Origin of the sequence: Zobellia roscoffensis (assembly GCF_015330165.1) — a bacterium.
GTDB classification, from domain to species: domain Bacteria; phylum Bacteroidota; class Bacteroidia; order Flavobacteriales; family Flavobacteriaceae; genus Zobellia; species Zobellia roscoffensis.
Genome location: NZ_JADDXT010000002.1, coordinates 2,394,877 through 2,414,684, shown reverse-complemented (window position 1 = coordinate 2,414,684; position 19,808 = coordinate 2,394,877). Strand labels below are relative to the sequence as shown.

Below are 19,808 nucleotides of genomic sequence, written 5' to 3'. Positions count from 1 at the left end.
TGTGTAGTTTCTACCTTCTTTAATATGTCTCTTAGAAGACAATGTAGAAGGTATTACAAACAATACAATCACCAAGAAGATGATTAAACTAATCGCTAAAAGCAAGATAAACGGATTCAACACACTTAGTAATTAATAGGTTATACACCTAGTAAGAAACCACTTAAGTCAAAAAGTCACATAAAAAACACAAATTATTAATTATTCCTTTAAAAAAATAACATTACAGCGAAACACAGGTATTAAATTATAAAAAACCGTCTTTTCGTGAAGTCAGAATAAAAACGATTAATACTAATAAGAAGAAAATTCCGTGGGTCATACTGGATTCGAACCAGTGACCTCTGCCCTGTCAAGGCAGCGCTCTAAACCAACTGAGCTAATGACCCCAAAATAATGGGGTAAAGGTAAAACTAATTTCGGATTAAGAAAACATAAATTAAGACTCTAAGGCAATCAAATTGCCATCTAACGGCTGTATATTTTTATTAACTGTTCATAAAACCGTTAATCAATCATAAATAAACTTTCTTCGCTTGCTTCTCTAAACACCTATTATTTTGCACTTTATGGATTTTTCGAATACACAAAAACTCAACATTATCTAAATTGACCATTTGTTGCACTATTGGTAACATCAGAAATACGTATTTTGCAAAAACCGTATTAGATTTACTCGGTTTCATTAAAAGTCACCCAATTATTTTAAAAGAAGTGTGAGCCACAATTCATTTTGAATACAGAAAGTACTTACTTGAAAACGATACTAAATCAATTCATTCTCAACCGGAACAAACAAACCAGAACCAAGAATTATGATAGCGTTAGAATTCACAACTTTTTTAGGGCGTTTTCACCCACTATTCGTACACCTTCCAATAGGCTTTCTCTTCCTAGCTATTGTACTGGAATGGTATGAGAGCTTTAGAAAAACCGAAGTCAAAAGTAAATTAATTCCAATAGCATGGTTACTAGGGGCACTAAGTGCCGCAGGAGCAGCCATTACAGGTTGGTTTTTGGGAGAAACAGGATTATATGAAGAAGAATATCTATTTTCTCACCGGTGGCTTGGTGTAGCTCTTGTAATAGTTGCATTTATAGGATGGTATTTAAAAAGCAAACCAAAAGCTTTCCCTGTTAAGCTACAGCATGGTTTTAATGTACTTCTCCTAGCTATGCTCTTCATTGAAGGCCACAAAGGAGGAAATTTAACGCATGGTGAAACCTATTTAACAGAATACGCACCTGCACCCATCCAAAAACTTATGGGTGGCGCAGAAGAAAAAGATACTCTTCCTAAATTTGCAACACCGGACTCTGTAAAAGTCTATGCTGATTTAGTAGCTCCAATTTTTGAGGCCAAATGCATAGGTTGTCATAGTGATGAAATAAAAAGAGGCGGACTTAACATGAGCCACCCTGATTCCTTAAGAATGGGTGGCGAGAGCGAGAACGTCATTGCAGCTGGCAATACGGAAGGAAGCGAATTATTCAAAAGAATTACACTTCCGCCTAAGAATATAAAATTCATGCCCCCTACCAACAACGCACTCACATATGATGAGATTAAAACCGTAGAGTGGTGGATCGAGCAAGGCGCCCCTTTTGAAGGTTCCCTTGCAAGTTTAAAGGTTACCGAAAATATTAAACCTATTTTACTAAGGAGATATGGCATTGATACTAATCCAAAACCATGGTATGAAACCGTACAACTTCAAAAATTAGATAGCACCAAACTATCAAAATTAATACAAACTGGTTTTCAAGTTAAAACTTTAGGTCCTGACAATTCCTTATTGGACATTAAATACTCAGGTTCCGATCTTACCAAAGAGAAACTCTCTGAGCTTGAAAAAGTAAAAGAATACGTTACTTGGCTATCCCTTGCCAATAGTAATGTTTCTGATGAATGGCTTTCTAGCGTTTCGCAATTCACTAACCTGACCCGTTTGGAACTAGAGAAAACAGAAATATCAGATAAGGGAGTAGCACATTTATCCGGATTAGAGCATTTAGAGGCGCTTAATCTTTACGGCACCAAAGTAACGGATGCTTGCCTACCTTATATAGAGAAAATTAGTAGCCTTAAACGTGTTTATCTTTGGCAAACAGGCGTAAGCCCACAAACTGCCAAAAGCACGCAAGAAAACAACGAGAAGTTAAAAATTGTAATTGGAAAAGGCTAAGGCAGACAGAATAAGTTTTATAACTAAAAAGTGGTATCTAAAATTATTTAGATATCACTTTTTTTATTGGCCTAAATCCTTTTTTCATAGAGTAGATTACTTGAAAAACTCGTTTTAAAACCAAAAAATCCTCAAACATTTAATGCTTGAGGATTCTGGTGGGCAATGAGGGATTCGAACCCCCGACCCCCTCGGTGTAAACGAGGTGCTCTGAACCAACTGAGCTAATTGCCCTAAAAGGTGTGCAAATATAAGACTCTTTTTTACTTCTCAAAAGAAAAAAGAAAAAAAATTAAATTACTTCTGAAACAGTGAACGTACTACCACCAACGAAGATAAAATCTTGCGGTCCGGCCTCTGCCAAAGCGACATCATACGCAGCCTTAACCGTGGAAAAACTTTTACCCGTTAAACCAAATTCCTCCGCCCTGTCTACCAACTCATTAACCTCTAATCCACGAGAAATTTGAGGAGACGTAAAATAATATTCCGCTTCCTTCGGGAACAATGGCAGTATGGCATTTAAGTCTTTGCCTTTTACAAAACCAAGGACAAAAAATAATTTTTTAAATTTCTGTTTCTTCACCTGATTGACCACAATAGATAATCCTTCTTTATTATGTGCCGTATCACAAATCACCTTTGGGCTATCCTGCAGTTGCTGCCACCTACCCATTAAACCTGTGTTTTGGACGACATTAAGAAGCCCCAAGCGTATTTGCTCATGAGTTATGGAAAAATTGTTCAGCTGTCTTACAACAGCTAATACTCCGTTTATATTCTTTTCCTGATACGCACCTAAAAGCGAAGTTTCAAAAACCTCATCGATTTCCTTTTCGGCATATATGAGCCTGGCATTTTTTAACTCAGCTACATTTTGAAAAGTTTCTGCAGTCTCTCGTTGAAATTCACTAATCACTACAGTAACATTTTCTTTAATAATTCCCGCTTTCTCAAAAGCTATTTTAGGCAAAGTATCGCCTAGCATATCCGTATGATCAAATCCTATATTGGTAATGAGACTTACCTCTGGAGTAATAATATTAGTAGAATCCAACCTTCCTCCCAAACCAACCTCTATCACGGCAACATCAACTTTTTCCTTAGCAAAATAGTCAAAGGCCATACCTACGGTCATTTCAAAAAAGGACAAATGGTTATTTTCAAAAAAAGATTGATTTCTGGCTATAAATTCAACCACGAAATTCTCAGCTACGCATTCGCCATTTATACGAATACGTTCCCGAAAATCTTTTAAGTGAGGGGAAGTATACAAACCAACCTTATAACCGGCTTCTTGAAGAATAGATGCCAACATATGACTACTAGAACCTTTTCCGTTGGTCCCAGCAACGTGAATACTTTTAAACTTCGTTTCTGGATTATGCAGGTGGGCAGTAAATTGTTTAATACCATTAAGTTTGGCATTAAAAGCAACTTTACCTTTTTGCTGATACATTGGAAGTTGCCCGAACATCCAATCCAAAGTTTCCTGATAGGTCACTCTCCCAATTTAAAGTTGACTACCACAAACCCTACTTGCTGACTTGGCGCATTGGAATCCAGATTCCATTTATGCTTGAAAGCGGTTTTCTTTGCTGGATCTAACAGGCATTGACTATTATTCGTAGTCCCCTTAACACCTGGTGTAGCACTAATAACGTTCCCGTTTCGGTCTACTATGATTTTCACCACTACCCTACCTTCTTCATTACATTGCTGCTTTACCTGACCTTTACCGACCAAAGAACGGCCATTAAGTCCATATCCTCCTGTTCCGCTTCCAGAACCAGGGCTACCGTAATAACTTGTTGCATAAGGGTCACCATCTGATTGACCTTTGTCTCCCGCTCTGTTATCATCACCTTCACTACCTGAAGCATTACCATCAGATTTACTGATACCACCAATAAGGGCATCTAGCTTTTTCTTTTTAGCTTCTTGCTCTTTACGAGCCTTCTCTTCAGCAGCTTTCTTTTCTTGAGCTTTTTTTACAGCTTTGGCCTTGGCTTTTTTCTGAGCATCTTCCGCTTTTTTCTTGGCAGCCTTCTCCGCTTCTTCAGCTTTCTTTTTAGCTTCTTGTGCTTTTTTAATTTTAATGGATTCCTCGTTCTCTTGCGTCAACACCTTTTCTGCAGGTGCCTCTTCTACAACTACTTCCTCGGGCGCATCTTCTACAACCTCCTCTATCTCTTCAACAACTTCTTCTTGTTTTGAAGGTTCTACTGGTGGGGTTTCAACCGGTTCTGAACGAATTTTATCTTTTGGTTGTACCGCACCACTACCAAAGTCTGTAGTACCGAAATTAACGGAAATCCCGTTTTCGATAGGTGGGTCCATATAGGTAAGGCCTATATAGAACAATACAAGCAAAAGCACACTTAGCAGAAAAGTAGTAAGTGTGAATGATTTTTTTTTGTGTCTCGTGTCTAGGAATGACATTAATCTGGTCGCACAGCCAAGATTACCTTATAACTATTTCTATTGGCAATATCCATAACGTTAACCGCTTCTTTGATGGCAACGCTCTCTTCTGCCCTTAAAATAATAGTGGGTTTATCTTGTCCTTCTAGTGCCTTTTTTAGTTCAATTTCTATGTATTCTCCGTTAATTTTCTCGTTGTTAACGTAGTATTGTAAGTTCTTATCTATACTTACAGATACGTTTTGTGTATTTGTAGACTTTCCTTTTGCTTTAGGCAATAGTAAATCTAAAGCATTGGGTGAGTTTGCAGTAAGCATGAAAAATATCAACAACAGAAATACAATATCTGTCATAGAAGACATGCTAAAATCCGGACTAACCTTGTTTCTTCCCTTTAATTTCATGTTTCGTGAATTACAAAGGTTCGTTCAACAAGTCTAAAAACTCTACGGCATTAGCCTCCATTTTATGAACCACTTTATCGGTTCTGTTCACAAGGTGGTTATATCCTATATACGCTATAATACCAACAATAAGTCCCGCAACGGTAGTAGTCATTGCAGTATAGATACCTGAAGCCAACGAGCCCATTTCGGCCTGACCTCCACTTGTAGCCATTTCATGGAATGCTAAAATCATACCAATTACAGTTCCTAAGAACCCGATCATTGGTGCAGCACCGGCAACAGTTGCCAAAATACTCACGTTCTTCTCCAATTTATAAACTTCCAAGGTACCAGCATTTTCAATAGCCGTATTGATATCATCCAATGGCTTTCCAATACGGGAAACTCCTTTTTCGGTTAATCTTGCTACTGGAGAATCAGTCTGCGCACAAAGTAACTTTGCAGCCTCCAATTTACCGTTGGTAACATGATCCCGAATTTGGTTCATAAAGTTGCTATCTATCTTTGAGGCCGCCTTAATAGCAAAAATACGCTCAAAGTAAATATAGAGTGCAACGAACAACATAATAAAAAGTACCGTTATAATGAGCACACTACCTGTACCGCCATTGAATATCAAATCGATAACGGAAAGTGTCTTCTCTTCTGACATAACATCCGCAGCTGCAGGATCTTGAGCCATATCTTGAAATAACATCATAGAATTCTTAGGTATTAGAGTTGCCACTATAACGGTATTTTATCGATTAAATTATGCGTTCAACACAAAATCTCTTAATAAAATAAAAGTTACGGCTCCTGAAACAAAACCGACCAATGCCAACCATGCTATTTTCTTCAAATACCAGAAGAAATCTATCTTCTCCATTCCCATTGCAACAACACCCGCAGCAGATCCGATAATCAACATACTACCACCTGTACCAGCTGAATACGCAATGAAATGCCATAGCGGATTATCCATTGGCTCCGAGAACATCCCTAAACTAGCCGCAACTAAAGGAACGTTGTCAATAACAGCAGAACCAATACCAAATAACATTACAACAATGTCCGTATTAGGAATAGCCTCATTTAAACTTTCTGCATAATGAAACAACATACCTAAAGACTCTAAAGCTGCAACCGCCAATAATATTCCTAAGAAGAATAATATACTAGGTAGTTCTATTTTTGAAAGTGAATGATGCACAGGGCTATGGTGTCCTGTTGTATCATCGCCTTCACCTTCTACATTTGAAATACTGAATTTTGAATTACTATAAATTTCGGCAAACGTAGCTACAACTGCCAATGAAAGCATCATCCCAACGTAAGGAGGTAAATGAGTAACCGTTTTAAAGAAAGGCACAAACACAATAGCGCTCAAACCCAAATACAACATTGTTGCCCCGTATCTAGACTTTGGTTCCTCCAAAGTGTTCATATCACTTTCAAGATTACCACTAAATGCCTTAAATCTACTAGCTATTAATACAGGTACTACCATACAAACTATAGAAGGCAGAAGAACGTGCTCCACTAACTGCAAAGCAGACACTTTGTTTGCGATCCACAACATCGTTGTTGTCACATCACCAATTGGCGACCATGCACCTCCTGCATTGGCGGTAATAATTATCATACCGGCAAACCACAAGCGTGTTTCCCTATCTTTAATTACCTTTTGTAATATGGTAATCAATACGATTGTTGCAGTTAAATTGTCTATTATAGCCGAAAGAATAAAGGCCAATATCGAAAACAACCATAACAGCTTTCGTTTACTTTTAGTTCGAATAAAACCTTTAATAGTAGCAAAACCATCAAAATAATCAATGATTTCTACAATGGTCATCGCCCCTAACAAAAAGACTAGAATTTCTGCCGTTTTCCCTAAGTGATGCAGTAGAATTTCATCAAGATGGGTGGGTTCGAGCTCCCTAAGCTGCGTATTAACCTCAAAGACATCCATATGGGTTAAAGCAATTATAGCCCAAAGAATAGCCATCATGGCAAGAGCCGGAATTAGCTTGTCAATTTTAAGGTTATGTTCAAGGGTAATCGCAAGATAACCTGCGAGGAATACAATGATAATAATGGTCTCCATACTCAATCTATTTATATTAGTTGTTTTAATGCAATTTCAAATGCCGTTTGGCTGATATTCTCTTTTGAAGGATTTTGTTTATAGGTGTTCAAGATAGCTTTTCGGATGGTTTCCGAAGTGTCATTAAAAATAAGCTTATCATCAATACCTACTCTTTTTTCCATAAAGTAGGCAAAAACGCGAGCCATTCCACAGTTAGATATAAAATCAGGTATTAAACTTACCTTACCATCTGTGTACTCCATTATGGGACCGAAGAAAATCTCTTTATCCGCAAAAGGCACATTTGCCCCGCAGGAAATAACTTCCAACCCCGCATCAATTAAACTACTTATTTGATCTTTGGTTACTAACCGCGACGCTGCGCAAGGTGCAAAAATTTCTGTTTGCAAGGACCAGATGCGTTCATTGATTTCCTCAAAAGGAATCATCTCATCCACCCCTGCCATCAAATTATTACCATCCTTATTAAGGAAAAACGTCTTAATTTCTTCAAACGAAAATCCATCCTCATTGATTACGCCTCCGGCGCGATCTATAATACCAACTATTTTAGCACCCATTTGCGCCAAATAGTACGCTGCAGCACTACCTACATTGCCAAACCCCTGGATCACCGCTCTTTTACCTACTACATTACCTCCGTAAATATCATAATAATGTTTTACGGCTTCGGCAACGCCGTAACCTGTAATCATGTCTGCAACCGTATATTTTCTAGATACTTCCGGAGACAGATTACTATTCTCCAAAGCTTTTATCACCCCAAGGCGCAATTGTCCTATTCTATTAATTTTATCTGCTTCGGTTGGCCTAAAGTGACCATTAAAAACTCCTTCTTGCGGATGCCAAACACCAGCATCTTCCGTAATAGGTATAACCTCGTGTATTTCGTCTACATTAAGATCCCCACCTGTACCGTAATAACTTTTTAATAAAGGCGATACTGCATGGTACCAGCGTTCAAGGACCCCTTTTTTCCTAGGATCCTTTGGGTTAAAATTTATACCCGATTTAGCTCCGCCAATTGGTGGCCCGGAAACCGTAAATTTAACTTCCATTGTTTTTGCCAGCGAAAGCACCTCGTTCATATCCAACCCTTCTCGCATTCTTGTTCCGCCACCTGCTGCTCCTCCTCTCAGTGAATTTATGACCGTCCAACCTTCTGCTTCGGTCTCACTGTCTTTCCAATTAAAGACTATTTCCGGTGATTTATTCTCGTATGCCTGTAGTAACTCTTTCATTTTAAATTGATTTAAAAAATAGTATGACTCTAATTCCTTTCATTTGAAAATCTTTCTTTCTTTACGCCAAAACGGCGTTACTGCTGCGTCATAACTTTGTGTTTAAATCAATTCGAAAAACGAATTCAACAAATATAAAAATTTGGCTTGGGATAAAAAGTTTTTAACAGCTAATGAATCATCAATTTTTAAAAAAAATTAGCCAACAAAGCTAGGCTTCATATTTATTTCAGAAGCTTATATTTGTAGAAGCTCAACAAAAACACAAATAAACTATGGATTTCTCATTATCGGAAGAACATTTAATGATTAGGCAAGCCGCTCGTGATTTTGCACAAAATGAACTGCTGCCAGGCGTGATCGAAAGGGACGACGCTCAAAAATTCCCTGCGGAGCAAATTAAAAAGCTTGGAGAACTTGGTTTTCTAGGAATGATGACAGACATCAAGTATAATGGTAGTGGTATGGACACCCTATCTTATGTTATTGCAATGGAAGAACTCTCAAAAGTTGATGCATCAGCATCAGTTGTAGTTTCCGTGAACAATTCATTGGTTTGTTGGGGCCTGGAAGCTTTTGCAAGTGAAGAACAAAAACAAAAATACTTAACCCGCCTAGCTTCGGGAGAGGTTATAGGTGCATTCTGCCTTTCCGAGCCTGAAGCGGGTAGTGATGCTACTTCGCAAAAAACAACCGCTATAGACAAAGGAGACCATTATATATTGAATGGCACAAAAAACTGGATTACTAATGGCGGAACAGCTGACACATATTTGGTAATTGCACAAACAGACAAAGAAAAAGGACACAAAGGCATTAATGCTCTTATTGTTGAAAAAGGAATGCCCGGCTTTGAAATAGGACCAAAAGAAAACAAATTAGGCATCCGTGGTAGCGACACCCACTCCCTTAACTTTAACGATGTTAAAATTCCTAAAGAAAATAGAATAGGGGAAGATGGCTTTGGCTTTAAATTCGCTATGAAAACACTTGCCGGAGGACGCATAGGTATTGCCGCACAAGCTTTAGGTATTGCTGCAGGTGCTTATGAACTTGCCCTTAAATATTCAAAAGAAAGAAAAGCCTTTGGAACAGAAATAGCTAATCATCAAGCGATAGCTTTTAAATTGGCAGATATGCATGTGCAAATCGAAGCTGCAAGAAACTTAGTGTACAAATCTGCATGGCAAAAAGACCAAGGCCTTAATTACGACCTATCTGGGGCTATTGCTAAACTTTATGCCTCAAAAGTTGCTATGGACACTACTATAGAGGCCGTACAAATTCACGGAGGCAACGGTTTTGTTAAGGATTACCACGTAGAGCGCCTTATGAGAGATGCCAAGATAACGCAGATTTATGAAGGCACTTCTGAAATTCAAAAAATTGTAATTTCAAGAAGCATTCTAAAAGATTAGAATAAAAATAGCAAGACACCCCTTCATTTTTACCAAACCCTACCTATATACCAGAGTCAAACATAACAATACCATCAAAAACAGAGGGGGTCTTATTAAAAAGTTAAGAAATATAACAAATACCCCCTCAAAAAACCTTTCACAGGTCTACTGAATATGCTAATTTTACCATTCTGATAATTTTAGCTCACATAAAAACCATATCTGAATATTTTTCAACGTTTTATTTGAAACGTTGAATTTTTATTTGATTAGACAAAAATAGCTGCTAATTATTCATCAGAAATGCTATTTTTGGATAAATACCATAATCTATGACGTTGAAGAAGCAAGGGTTGTACCTACCGGAATTTGAACATGACAACTGTGGCGCAGGCTTTATCTGCAGCCTTAAAGGAAAGAAGTCTAATGACATTATCCACAAAGCACTGGAGATATTAGACAAGTTAGAGCACCGTGGTGCTGTTAGTTCAGATGGAAAGACTGGAGATGGTGCTGGTATACTTATAGATATACCTCATGATTTTTTTAAGGCAGTTTGTGATTTTGAACTTCCTGAACCAGGTAAATATGCTGTAGGTAACATATTTTTACCACAAAAAGAGAACCAGCGTGAATTCTGTACCTCTACTTTTGAAGAAAATATAAAAAAGCAAGGCCTAAAGTTATTAGGCTGGAGAGATGTTCCCGTAAACCGATCTATTCCTGGTCGTGTTGCAATGGAAACCGAGCCGTACGTTAAGCAAGTTTTCATAGCTAAAGAAAATGATGAGCAAGACTATTTTAACTTCAACCTAAAGTTGTTCATCGCAAGAAAAGTTACGGAACATGCCGTCATCAATTCAAAACTTTCGGAAAGCAAATTCTTCTACGTACCTAGCCTTTCAACAAAAATTATCATATTCAAAGGGCTTTTGATGCCTAAAGACATCAGCCTTTATTATAAAGATTTAATGGACCCTCGTGTGGTAACCCGTTTATCATTGGTTCACCAACGTTTTTCCACAAATACCTTCCCTACTTGGGATTTGGCACAACCTTTCCGTTACATGTGTCACAACGGAGAAATAAACACCCTTCGTGGTAACGTATCTAGAATGCGCTCACGCGAAGAATTATTAAAGAGCGATTGGTTTGGAGACGAAATAAAAAGTATCCTACCCGTTATACTTCCAGGGAAATCAGATTCAGCCACCATGGATATGGTTGTTGAATTATTGTTGATGACAGGAAGGTCTTTACCTGAGGTAATGATGATTTTAGTGCCAGAAGCATGGGAGAAGAATCCGGATATGTCCGAAGCTAAAAGAGCTTTTTACGAGTATCACTCTTGTATGATGGAACCATGGGACGGACCTGCATCTGTACCTTTTACTGACGGAAACTATATTGGAGCGGTACTTGACCGTAATGGTTTAAGACCATCACGATACACAGTAACTAAAGATGACTATGTAATTATGTCTTCTGAAACTGGTGTTGTAGAAATCGTTCCTGAAAATGTTGAATTTCACGGAAGATTGGAGCCGGGCAAGATGTTCTTGGTAAATATGGAAGAAGGCCGTATCATCAATGATGAAGAAATCAAAGAAGATATAGCCAGCCGCCAACCTTATAAAGAATGGTTAGATAAAAATCTAGTTCACCTTAAGGACATACCTTATAATGACTGCCCGCTATTTTTAGGTGAAGCTTCACTCGAAAAGCGTAAATCTGTTTTTGGTTATACGCTTGAAGATATTAATACCATTATCCTTCCAATGGGTAAAACGGCCAAAGAGCCTATTGGCTCTATGGGGTCTGATACTCCAATTGCAGTATTATCTCAGCGCCCACAGTTGATCTATAATTATTTCCAACAATTATTCGCTCAGGTAACGAACCCACCTTTGGATGGTATTCGTGAAGAATTGATTACGGATATTAGTCTTACCCTAGGTAGTGACCACAATATATTCGACTTCTCTGAATTACATTGTCGAAAACTAAAAATTCAGAATCCGGTTATATCCAAAGAAGATTTGGATAAAATCAAAAACTATGATGCTAGTCCTGACTATAAAGTAGTTTCCATCCCAACCCTTTACGAAATAAATAGAGGTCACAACGGTTTGGAAGACGCCTTAGAGTCTATTCTTGACCAAGCATCTAAAGCTATTGACCAGGGCGCGAACATCATCATCCTTTCGGATAGAAATGTAAACGAATCCCAAGCACCAATTCCTGCACTACTTGCCTGTTCCTATGTAAACAGTGGTCTTCAGCGTTTAGGAAAGCGAAGCAAACTAAGTGTTATTATTGAGTCTGCAGAACCAAGAGAAGTGCACCATTTCTGCCTATTGTTCGGTTTTGGAGCCAGTGCGATTAACCCGTACTTGGTAAACGAAATTATTGGAGAGCAGATAGAAGAGCATGACATTACCGACTTTACTTTTGAAGAGGCCGTTAAGAATTACAACAAGGCTATTGGCAAGGGTATTCTTAAAGTAATGAACAAAATTGGTATTTCTACGTTGAACTCATACCGAGGTTCTCAACTTTTTGAGTGTATTGGTATCAACAGTAAAGTGGTTGACAAATACTTCCCTAATACACCTACCCGTATTCAAGGTATCGGTCTATATCAAATAGAGAAAGAAGTTGCAAAGCGCCACAAGAAAGCTTTTAGCACAAAAGAAGTTGCTGCCAACCTTGACCTAGAAATAGGTGGAGAATATCGTTGGAGACGTGATGGCGAAAAACATATGTTCAACCCATTAACGGTTGCAAAACTTCAAAAAGCGGTACGTGGTAATGAGAACGACACCTATAAGGAGTATTCTTCTATGGTGAACGAACAGTCAAAAAATTTGATGACCATTCGTGGTTTATTCGAATTCTCTAATTATGACCCTATTCCATTGGAAGAGGTAGAACCATGGACTGAAATCGTAAAGCGCTTTAAGACCGGTGCTATGTCTTACGGGTCTATTAGTAAAGAAGCCCACGAGAACTTGGCTATTGCCATGAACCGTATTGGAGGTAAAAGTAATTCGGGTGAAGGAGGAGAAGATTCTGAGCGTTTCTACAAAAACGCTACGGGAGACTGGAAAAACAGCGCCATAAAACAAGTTGCATCAGGTCGTTTTGGAGTTACTTCCGATTACCTGACCAATGCAAAAGAAATACAGATTAAAATGGCACAGGGTGCCAAGCCAGGCGAAGGAGGTCAATTACCCGGTCCTAAAGTGAACCCATCCATTGCCAAAACTAGAAACTCTACGCCTTATGTAGGTTTAATTTCACCTCCACCACATCACGATATTTATTCGATTGAAGATTTATCGCAATTGATATATGATTTAAAATCAGCCAACAGAGAAGCACGTATAAACGTAAAATTAGTTTCTGAGGTTGGTGTAGGTACAGTTGCCGCAGGGGTTTCTAAAGCCAAAGCAGATGTTGTCCTTATTTCCGGATTTGACGGAGGTACGGGAGCATCTCCATTAACCTCATTAAAACATGCAGGTCTACCATGGGAACTTGGTGTTGCGGAAGCACAGCAAACCTTGGTAATGAATGACCTAAGAAACAGAATCGTTCTTGAATGTGACGGTCAGCTCAAAACAGGTCGTGATGTTGCAGTAGCGTGTTTATTAGGGGCAGAAGAGTTTGGTTTTGCCACAGCTCCACTTGTAGCTTCAGGTTGTATTATGATGCGTGTATGTCATTTGAACACTTGCCCAGTAGGTATTGCAACTCAAAACCCAGAATTACGTAAGAAATTTGCAGGAAAACCAGAGCATGTTGTAAACTACATGTACTTTGTGGCACAAGAATTACGAGAAATCATGGCTCAATTGGGTTTTAGAACCATCAACGAAATGGTTGGTCAAGTTCAAAAGCTAGACCGTAAGAAAGCAATTGACCATTACAAATCTGCAGGTATCGATTTAACTCCGATTTTATACGAAGTTGATGTACCGGCCGGAACTAAGTTTTACAATACCCAAGCTCAAACCCACGATATTGATAAATCAATTGAATTTGATATCATCGCAAAAGCGAATCCATCTTTATTTAGAAAAGAAAAACTAACATTAGATTTTCCTATTAAAAATACAGACCGTGCGGTTGGAGCCATTATCAGTAATGAAATTTCCAAAGTGTACGGAGCACAAGGGCTACCGATAAATACTTTAAAACTGAACTTTACAGGTTCAGCAGGACAAAGTTTTGGTGCTTTTGCCACCAGAGGTCTGACCATGACGGTAAATGGAAATACCAATGATTATCTAGGAAAAGGTTTATCTGGGGCTAAGCTAGTTATTAAGGTTCCTGAAAAATCTACTATCGTACCAGAGGACAACGTAATCACGGGTAATGTTACCCTTTATGGAGCCACAGCTGGTCGTGCTTATATTAACGGAAAGGCCGGTGAACGTTTCTGCGTTCGTAACTCCGGTGCCAAAGCCGTAGTAGAAGGTATTGGTGATCATGGTTGTGAATATATGACCGGCGGTGTTGCCGTGATTCTTGGTGAAGTTGGAAGAAACTTTGGTGCAGGTATGAGCGGTGGAATTGCTTTTATATATGATGCTAAAAATACCTTCAGGAAAAAATGTAATAACGACGACCTTAACTTATTATCGGTAACCGAAGATGAGGACATCAAGCAATTGAAAGATTTAATCGAAAGTCACTACAATGCTACTTTAAGTCCGCTTGCACAGCGCATTTTAGAGAAGTGGGAAGATTGCTTACCTAAATTCGTTAAGGTTTTACCAGAAGAATACAAACAGGCATTGTTACGTATGGAAAGAGAAAAATTAGAAACTATTTAAAGTCGAGAAATGGGAAAGATAACAGGATTTTTGGAATTCGATAGAAAAGTAGAATCGTACGCGCCTGTTGAAGATCGCGTGAAAAATTATAATGAATTTACTGTTCCTCTAAAAGAAACAGAACTTAAAGATCAAGGTGCTAGATGTATGGACTGCGGTATTCCGTTTTGCCATAGTGGTTGCCCATTGGGGAACTTAATTCCGGATTTTAATGATGCGGTATACCGTGCCAAATGGGAAAAAGCAGCTCAAATTTTACATTCAACGAACAACTTCCCGGAATTTACCGGTAGACTTTGTCCGGCTCCATGTGAAGAAGCCTGTGTATTAGGCATCAATGAAGACCCGGTAACTATTGAGAATATTGAGAAAAACATTGTTGAAACAGCCTTTGAAAAAGGTTGGATTGTTGCTCAGCCTCCTAAAAACAGAACCGACAAAAAGGTAGCTGTTGTAGGTTCTGGTCCTGCTGGCCTTGCAGCCGCTCAACAATTGAACCGTGCAGGCCATACCGTTACCGTTTTTGAAAGAGACGAAAAACCAGGTGGTCTTTTGCGTTATGGTATTCCTGATTTTAAGATGGAAAAACACATCATAGACCGTAGGCTTAAAGTTTTAGAAGAAGAAGGTATAGAGTTCAAATGTGATGTTCATGTAGGAAAGGATATTTCTGGCGAGGATCTTAAAAACGATTTTGATGCCGTAGTACTTTCAGGTGGAGCAACTGTTCGCAGAAACCTACCTATAGAAGGTGCAGACCTAAAAGGTGTTGTCCAAGCTATGGATTTCTTACCACAAAACAACAGAAGAGTAGACGGAGTCAAAACTTTTGAAAATGAAATAATGGCTACCGGCAAGGACGTTGTTGTTATTGGTGGTGGTGATACTGGTTCTGACTGTATAGGAACATCTATAAGACACGGTGCAACTTCTGTTTCTAACTTTGAAATTATGCCAATGTCTACCGTAGAAAGACCTGAAGGACAACCTTGGCCTTTCTGGCCTATGCGTTTAAAAACGAGTACTTCTCATAAAGAAGGTGCAGAACGTTTTTTCAGCATATCTACCAAAAAATTCTTGGGAGATAAGGACGGTAATTTAACAGGACTAGTTACTTCTGAAGTAGAATGGATTAAAACCCCAGGACAACGCCCACAACTAAAAGAAGTTGCTGGCACGGAGAAAGAATGGAAATGTGAACTAGCTCTTTTAGCATTAGGATTTACTGGTTCTGAAATGACAATTGCCGAGCAATTAGGTATTGAAGCGGACGGCAGAACTAACATTAAAGCTAGCGAAGCTGATTATAAAACAAACGTACCGGGTATATTTGCTGCTGGTGATCAAAGACGTGGCCAATCCTTAATTGTTTGGGCTATTTCAGAGGGTCGTCAAGCTGCATATCATGTAGACACTTACCTTATGGGAGAATCTGCCCTACCATTAAAAGGCGAAGGAGATTTACCAAGGGTATAGCCCAGGGTTAGTTTTATAGACTAGATTTTATACGATCCAACCCAATTAAATTGGGTTGGATTTTTTTATCTACTACCATTCTCGTAGTAAAAACAGTATCTGCTTCTGTTATGAACATTAAAAAAGTTCTCTTTTATATGATTATTAGTGCTTTAGCCTTCACTCTAATGAATGTTGCCGTGAAGCAATTACAGCACTATAGTGTTTATCAAATTGTATTCTTTAGAGGTTTTGGTTCCTTTATTCTCACCATGGCTATCCTGAAGCAATTAAAGATTCCCATATTGGGGAACAACAAGAAATTACTTGTTCTTAGAGCCATTGTTGGAACGAGCTCAATGACCCTATTTTTTATGTCTTTGAAATACCTTTCCGCCGGAACGGCCGTTTCATTACGATACCTAGCCCCCATTTTTTCGGCTATTTTTGCTATATTCCTTCTAAAGGAAAAGGTAAAGCCTATTCAATGGTTATTCTTTATTGTTTCTTTTATTGGAGTTCTTACGCTAAAAGGTTTGGATACTCATTTAGACAGTACCGGGCTCACACTTGTTTTTGGTGCGGCCGTCCTTAGCGGTCTCGTCTACATTATCATCAGTAAAATAGGAAAAAGAGACCATCCTATTGTTATTGTGAACTACTTCATGTTTACAGCTACTATTTTTGGAGGACTATTAATGATTCCATATTGGCAAAATCCAATAGGAATAGATTGGTTGTTTCTTTCAACTTTAGGTTTTTTCGGATTCATTGGTCAATTGTACATGACCAAAGCGTTTCAAATAGCATCAAACAACCTTGTTGCACCTTTTAAGTACCTAGAAGTACTTTTTACCGGACTAATTGGTTTTATGTGGCTAGGTGAAATATATACTATCTGGAGCTTAGTTGGTATACTCTTAATTATCGCAGGCCTCGTAATGAATGTTGCTTACAAGGCCCGTGACAAAAGATATACTATTAAATCTTAAATGACCAAGAGCATCTTGTTTTTAAAAACACCGTCCGGATTAATAATCATTTTCTTGGGCACTATTATCCTGAGAAATTTTCCATTCTCTCCAAACAAAGGTCATTGCCTCTAATATTTCAGGTTGATCTTTGGAAAGTTCTATTTTTTCACCCGGATCATTCTTAATATTATAAAGTTCAAAATGTTTTCCCGTATCATTACTATAAATCTTATACTCATTGTCCATTAACGCAGCCTGATTTTTAAACTCAAAAGCTAAAGGAGCAGTCCTTTGTTTAACTTTTCCCTGTACAATGGGTAGCAAATCGATTCCATCATACGGACGCTCATTTTTCTTTAAATCGACGTTTAGTATATTTGCTATAGTTGGAAAATAGTCTGATGTGAAACAAGGAACTTCTACTTTGATGCCGGGTGCTATCTTACCCTGCCACTCCATAATTCCCGGCACACGTATGCCACCTTCATATAGACTTCTTTTTCTTCCTTTAAGTTGCTTGGTTATTCCTTGGGTTCTACCGGAAACCGATTTTCCCTCAGGGCCGTTATCACTCGTATAAAAAAGAATGGTATTCTCTGCTATACCCAATTCTTTCAATTTAGCCCTAAGACGCCCTACCTGTTTATCCATAGCCGAAATAACCCCATAGTAATGTTGTTGGTCCTCGGAGAGATCTTTATAAAGGTTACGATCTTCATCTCCAGCGATAACCGGCAAATGTGGCGTATGAAACCAAATAATACTTAAAAAAGGATTTTTGCTTTTTACAGCATTCTCAATAAAAGGAATAGCCCTATCCATAATTATCCGAGAATCATCTCCTTCTAAATTATCCGTTGCTATTTCATCAGGCCCTGTCCAGTACGAAGTATTAAAAGGCATCCCTTCAACCAAGTCTCCATTGACGTCACCAGATGATTGTGGCGGTGTAATCATAGGATTCCAAGTTGGTACTTTAGATTCGGTAACAAAATTAACGTCAAATCCATGATCCCAAGGCGGCGCATACTCTCCATCAAATTTTGGTCTTCCTCCTCTATTTGCCTCTACCGTATCACGTGTTAACGTGCCTAAATGCCATTTTCCAAAATGACCTGTAGTATAGCCCACATCTTTTACCATTTCACCCAAAGTAATCTCTTGCGGTTTTATGTGACCGCAATTGGCATGACATATTCCATAGCGCAAAGGATGCCTACCAGTCATAACACTACCCCTTGTTGGAGAACACACGGCTGATGCGGCATAGAAACGTTCAAAAACAGCTCCATTACTTGCCATTTTATCTAGATTAGGCGTATTTAAATGTGAATGCCCATTATAACCTGTATCTCCCCAGCCTTGATCATCTGCCATAAGCAAGATAATGTTTGGTTTCTCTGGATTTGCAGTTTCAAGACCTGCTCTTCTCTCTTTTTCAGCACAGTTTAACAAAGTGCTCAATGCAAAAAATACGCTTACTATTAACTTCATATTCAGTTTTAAGTTTACACTAGAGTTTTCCAAAAACATAAATTCATATCATGGAAAATCGCCATAACTCTTAACTAAATGTTCCCTTTTTTGTTGCAAGTACAATTTAGTGTGGTTATCTCTTATGCACTAAGCTATTTTCATAAAGTATAGACTTTAGCCAACTACTACTCAAAACTTTTTATACTCACCTGTTTTGCTGGCCAATAGTCCTCTTTTCTAAATTCAAATTTAGTTGGCTCATAGTTACCTACTAAAGTTACGTCTGCTTTCTCCGGTATTTCTAAGTCAAGAGACCAAAATACACCGTTTACCAATAACCTTCTTGTTCCTTCTATTAAAAGGTCATTTGCAGCACCAACGGTAGAAGTAAAAGCTTTCCCTTTTTTTCCCTCTGGTAATTGATAACTCTTAATCCAAGTTACCGGCATTAATTCATCTCCAAGATTCTCTCCGTCTTTATTGGTCGTTGCTATTTCGTCATCGGTAGGTTTCATTCCATAAAAGACATCACTTTCATCAAATTCGCCCTTTCTGTTCATTACCTGACCTAAAATGATAGGCTGAGAATCTCCAGGAAGAGGAAGCCTTACACCGTACACATCACTAGCACCCCAAACGTCACCATCAGAAATACCGTTAGTAATACCGGTTGTATTGGCCCCTATAGCAACCATACCTTTTGTACTTTGGTGTTTGTGGTGACCATGATGACTAATCCATTTTTCACCAAGAACCAAACGTCCAAACCCGCCATGCCACTCTATTTTATCACCTTCATAATTATGACTATAATATGCATAGTCGGAATCTGAATCTTTAGGAAAATTGAATGCATGAGTAGCCGTTCTAAGCCCCATTACCGGCTTTCCTGATTTTAAATAATCATCAATAAATTTCATTTGGTTATCCGGCAACGCACGGAAACGCGTAAAAACCACCATCATATCTGCCGAAGCCAAAGCTTCCAAACCTGGAATATTCTTTACATAATTGGCGTTAATAATACCAGGCTTATCCTCTTCTTGAGCGAACAAAACGGTACATTTAAAACCATGATGTTTAGAAAGAATTTTTGCCAATTGCGGCAAAGCTTCTTCTGAACGGTATTCTTCATCTCCCGAAATCATTACAATATGTTTCGCATTTTCATCGGCACCTTCAAAGGTTAACCACTTTTTTGGAGAATCTACCTCTTGAGCCACTTCAGGTTCTTTTGTTACGGTGTTTTTCTGCTCTTTACACGCAAATAAAAATAGACAAATAACAATTGGCAATACATTTTTCATTCTGT

13 protein-coding genes and 2 tRNA genes are annotated in these 19,808 nt (G+C 38.4%); 5 read left to right on the top strand and 10 right to left on the bottom strand.

The window, feature by feature from the left end; genetic code table 11:
• Positions 1-314 precede the first annotated feature (314 nt).
• Positions 315-389 (bottom strand) — tRNA-Val (locus IWC72_RS10090).
• Positions 390-815: 426 nt separating this feature from the next.
• On the opposite strand from IWC72_RS10090, the gene IWC72_RS10085 reads away from it, so the two are divergent.
• Positions 816-2,186 carry a c-type cytochrome domain-containing protein gene (locus IWC72_RS10085; protein WP_194529693.1) on the top strand — a complete coding sequence of 457 codons (1,371 nt, stop codon included), beginning with the start codon at positions 816-818 and terminating at the stop codon, positions 2,184-2,186.
• A gap of 156 nt (positions 2,187-2,342) precedes the next feature.
• Here IWC72_RS10085 and IWC72_RS10080 read toward each other — a convergent pair.
• The 7 genes from IWC72_RS10080 to IWC72_RS10050 all read right to left on the bottom strand — a co-directional run bounded on the left by IWC72_RS10080 (position 2,343) and on the right by IWC72_RS10050 (position 8,350).
• Positions 2,343-2,420: transfer RNA gene (locus IWC72_RS10080), tRNA-Val, on the bottom strand.
• A 58-nt stretch (positions 2,421-2,478) separates the two neighbouring features.
• Positions 2,479-3,690, bottom strand: coding sequence for a bifunctional folylpolyglutamate synthase/dihydrofolate synthase (locus IWC72_RS10075; protein ID WP_194529692.1), 1,212 nt, complete (start codon positions 3,688-3,690; stop codon positions 2,479-2,481).
• Positions 3,687-4,628 (bottom strand): energy transducer TonB, encoded by a 942-nt coding sequence (locus IWC72_RS10070; protein WP_194529691.1) that lies wholly within the window; start codon positions 4,626-4,628, stop codon positions 3,687-3,689. The genes IWC72_RS10075 and IWC72_RS10070 overlap by 4 nt, the downstream gene beginning before the upstream one ends.
• Complete coding sequence (locus IWC72_RS10065) at positions 4,628-5,014, bottom strand: ExbD/TolR family protein (protein WP_194526077.1); 387 nt, start codon at positions 5,012-5,014, stop codon at positions 4,628-4,630. Before IWC72_RS10065 ends, IWC72_RS10070 begins: the two co-directional genes overlap by 1 nt.
• Positions 5,015-5,024: 10 nt before the next feature.
• Positions 5,025-5,717, bottom strand: coding sequence for a MotA/TolQ/ExbB proton channel family protein (locus IWC72_RS10060; RefSeq protein ID WP_194526076.1), 693 nt, complete (start codon positions 5,715-5,717; stop codon positions 5,025-5,027).
• Between the two features lie 51 nt (positions 5,718-5,768).
• Positions 5,769-7,106, bottom strand: a complete 1,338-nt coding sequence (gene nhaD, locus IWC72_RS10055; protein ID WP_194526075.1) for a sodium:proton antiporter NhaD — start codon at positions 7,104-7,106, stop codon at positions 5,769-5,771.
• Positions 7,107-7,117: 11 nt separating this feature from the next.
• On the bottom strand, positions 7,118-8,350 hold the full coding sequence (locus IWC72_RS10050; RefSeq protein ID WP_194529690.1) for a Glu/Leu/Phe/Val dehydrogenase: 1,233 nt from the start codon (positions 8,348-8,350) through the stop codon (positions 7,118-7,120).
• A 275-nt stretch (positions 8,351-8,625) separates the two neighbouring features.
• Between IWC72_RS10050 and IWC72_RS10045 the strand changes: the two genes are divergently transcribed.
• The 4 genes from IWC72_RS10045 (at position 8,626) to IWC72_RS10030 (ending at position 17,038) form a co-directional block, all read left to right on the top strand.
• A complete protein-coding gene (locus tag IWC72_RS10045; RefSeq protein ID WP_194529689.1) occupies positions 8,626-9,768 on the top strand; it encodes an acyl-CoA dehydrogenase family protein in 1,143 nt (380 codons plus the stop codon).
• 314 nt (positions 9,769-10,082) lie between these two features.
• Positions 10,083-14,591, top strand: coding sequence for a glutamate synthase large subunit (gene gltB, locus IWC72_RS10040; protein WP_194529688.1), 4,509 nt, complete (start codon positions 10,083-10,085; stop codon positions 14,589-14,591).
• A gap of 9 nt (positions 14,592-14,600) precedes the next feature.
• Positions 14,601-16,067 (top strand): glutamate synthase subunit beta, encoded by a 1,467-nt coding sequence (locus tag IWC72_RS10035; RefSeq protein WP_194529687.1) that lies wholly within the window; start codon positions 14,601-14,603, stop codon positions 16,065-16,067.
• A 50-nt stretch (positions 16,068-16,117) separates the two neighbouring features.
• Positions 16,118-17,038 (top strand): DMT family transporter, encoded by a 921-nt coding sequence (locus tag IWC72_RS10030; protein WP_317171403.1) that lies wholly within the window; start codon positions 16,118-16,120, stop codon positions 17,036-17,038.
• Positions 17,039-17,077: 39 nt separating this feature from the next.
• Here IWC72_RS10030 and IWC72_RS10025 read toward each other — a convergent pair whose 3' ends face one another.
• The gene (locus IWC72_RS10025) at positions 17,078-18,514 is read right to left on the bottom strand and encodes a sulfatase family protein (protein ID WP_194529685.1); all 1,437 of its coding nucleotides are present in this window, start codon (positions 18,512-18,514) and stop codon (positions 17,078-17,080) included.
• Positions 18,515-18,681: 167 nt separating this feature from the next.
• On the bottom strand, positions 18,682-19,803 hold the full coding sequence (locus IWC72_RS10020) for a ThuA domain-containing protein (RefSeq protein WP_194526063.1): 1,122 nt from the start codon (positions 19,801-19,803) through the stop codon (positions 18,682-18,684).
• Between the last annotated feature and the right edge of the window lie 5 nt (positions 19,804-19,808).

Excerpts from the sequence above, each read along its gene's own strand:
- nhaD (WP_194526075.1), bottom strand. The coding sequence starts at position 7,106 with ATGGAGACCATTATTATCATTGTATTCCTCGCAGGTTATCTTGCGATT.
- IWC72_RS10065 (WP_194526077.1), bottom strand. The coding sequence starts at position 5,014 with ATGAAATTAAAGGGAAGAAACAAGGTTAGTCCGGATTTTAGCATGTCT.
- gltB (WP_194529688.1), top strand. The coding sequence starts at position 10,083 with ATGACGTTGAAGAAGCAAGGGTTGTACCTACCGGAATTTGAACATGAC.
- IWC72_RS10035 (WP_194529687.1), top strand. The coding sequence starts at position 14,601 with ATGGGAAAGATAACAGGATTTTTGGAATTCGATAGAAAAGTAGAATCG.
- IWC72_RS10025 (WP_194529685.1), bottom strand. The coding sequence starts at position 18,514 with ATGAAGTTAATAGTAAGCGTATTTTTTGCATTGAGCACTTTGTTAAAC.
- IWC72_RS10045 (WP_194529689.1), top strand. The coding sequence starts at position 8,626 with ATGGATTTCTCATTATCGGAAGAACATTTAATGATTAGGCAAGCCGCT.
- IWC72_RS10085 (WP_194529693.1), top strand. The coding sequence starts at position 816 with ATGATAGCGTTAGAATTCACAACTTTTTTAGGGCGTTTTCACCCACTA.
- IWC72_RS10060 (WP_194526076.1), bottom strand. The coding sequence starts at position 5,717 with ATGATGTTATTTCAAGATATGGCTCAAGATCCTGCAGCTGCGGATGTT.
- IWC72_RS10050 (WP_194529690.1), bottom strand. The coding sequence starts at position 8,350 with ATGAAAGAGTTACTACAGGCATACGAGAATAAATCACCGGAAATAGTC.
- IWC72_RS10070 (WP_194529691.1), bottom strand. The coding sequence starts at position 4,628 with ATGTCATTCCTAGACACGAGACACAAAAAAAAATCATTCACACTTACT.
- IWC72_RS10020 (WP_194526063.1), bottom strand. The coding sequence starts at position 19,803 with ATGAAAAATGTATTGCCAATTGTTATTTGTCTATTTTTATTTGCGTGT.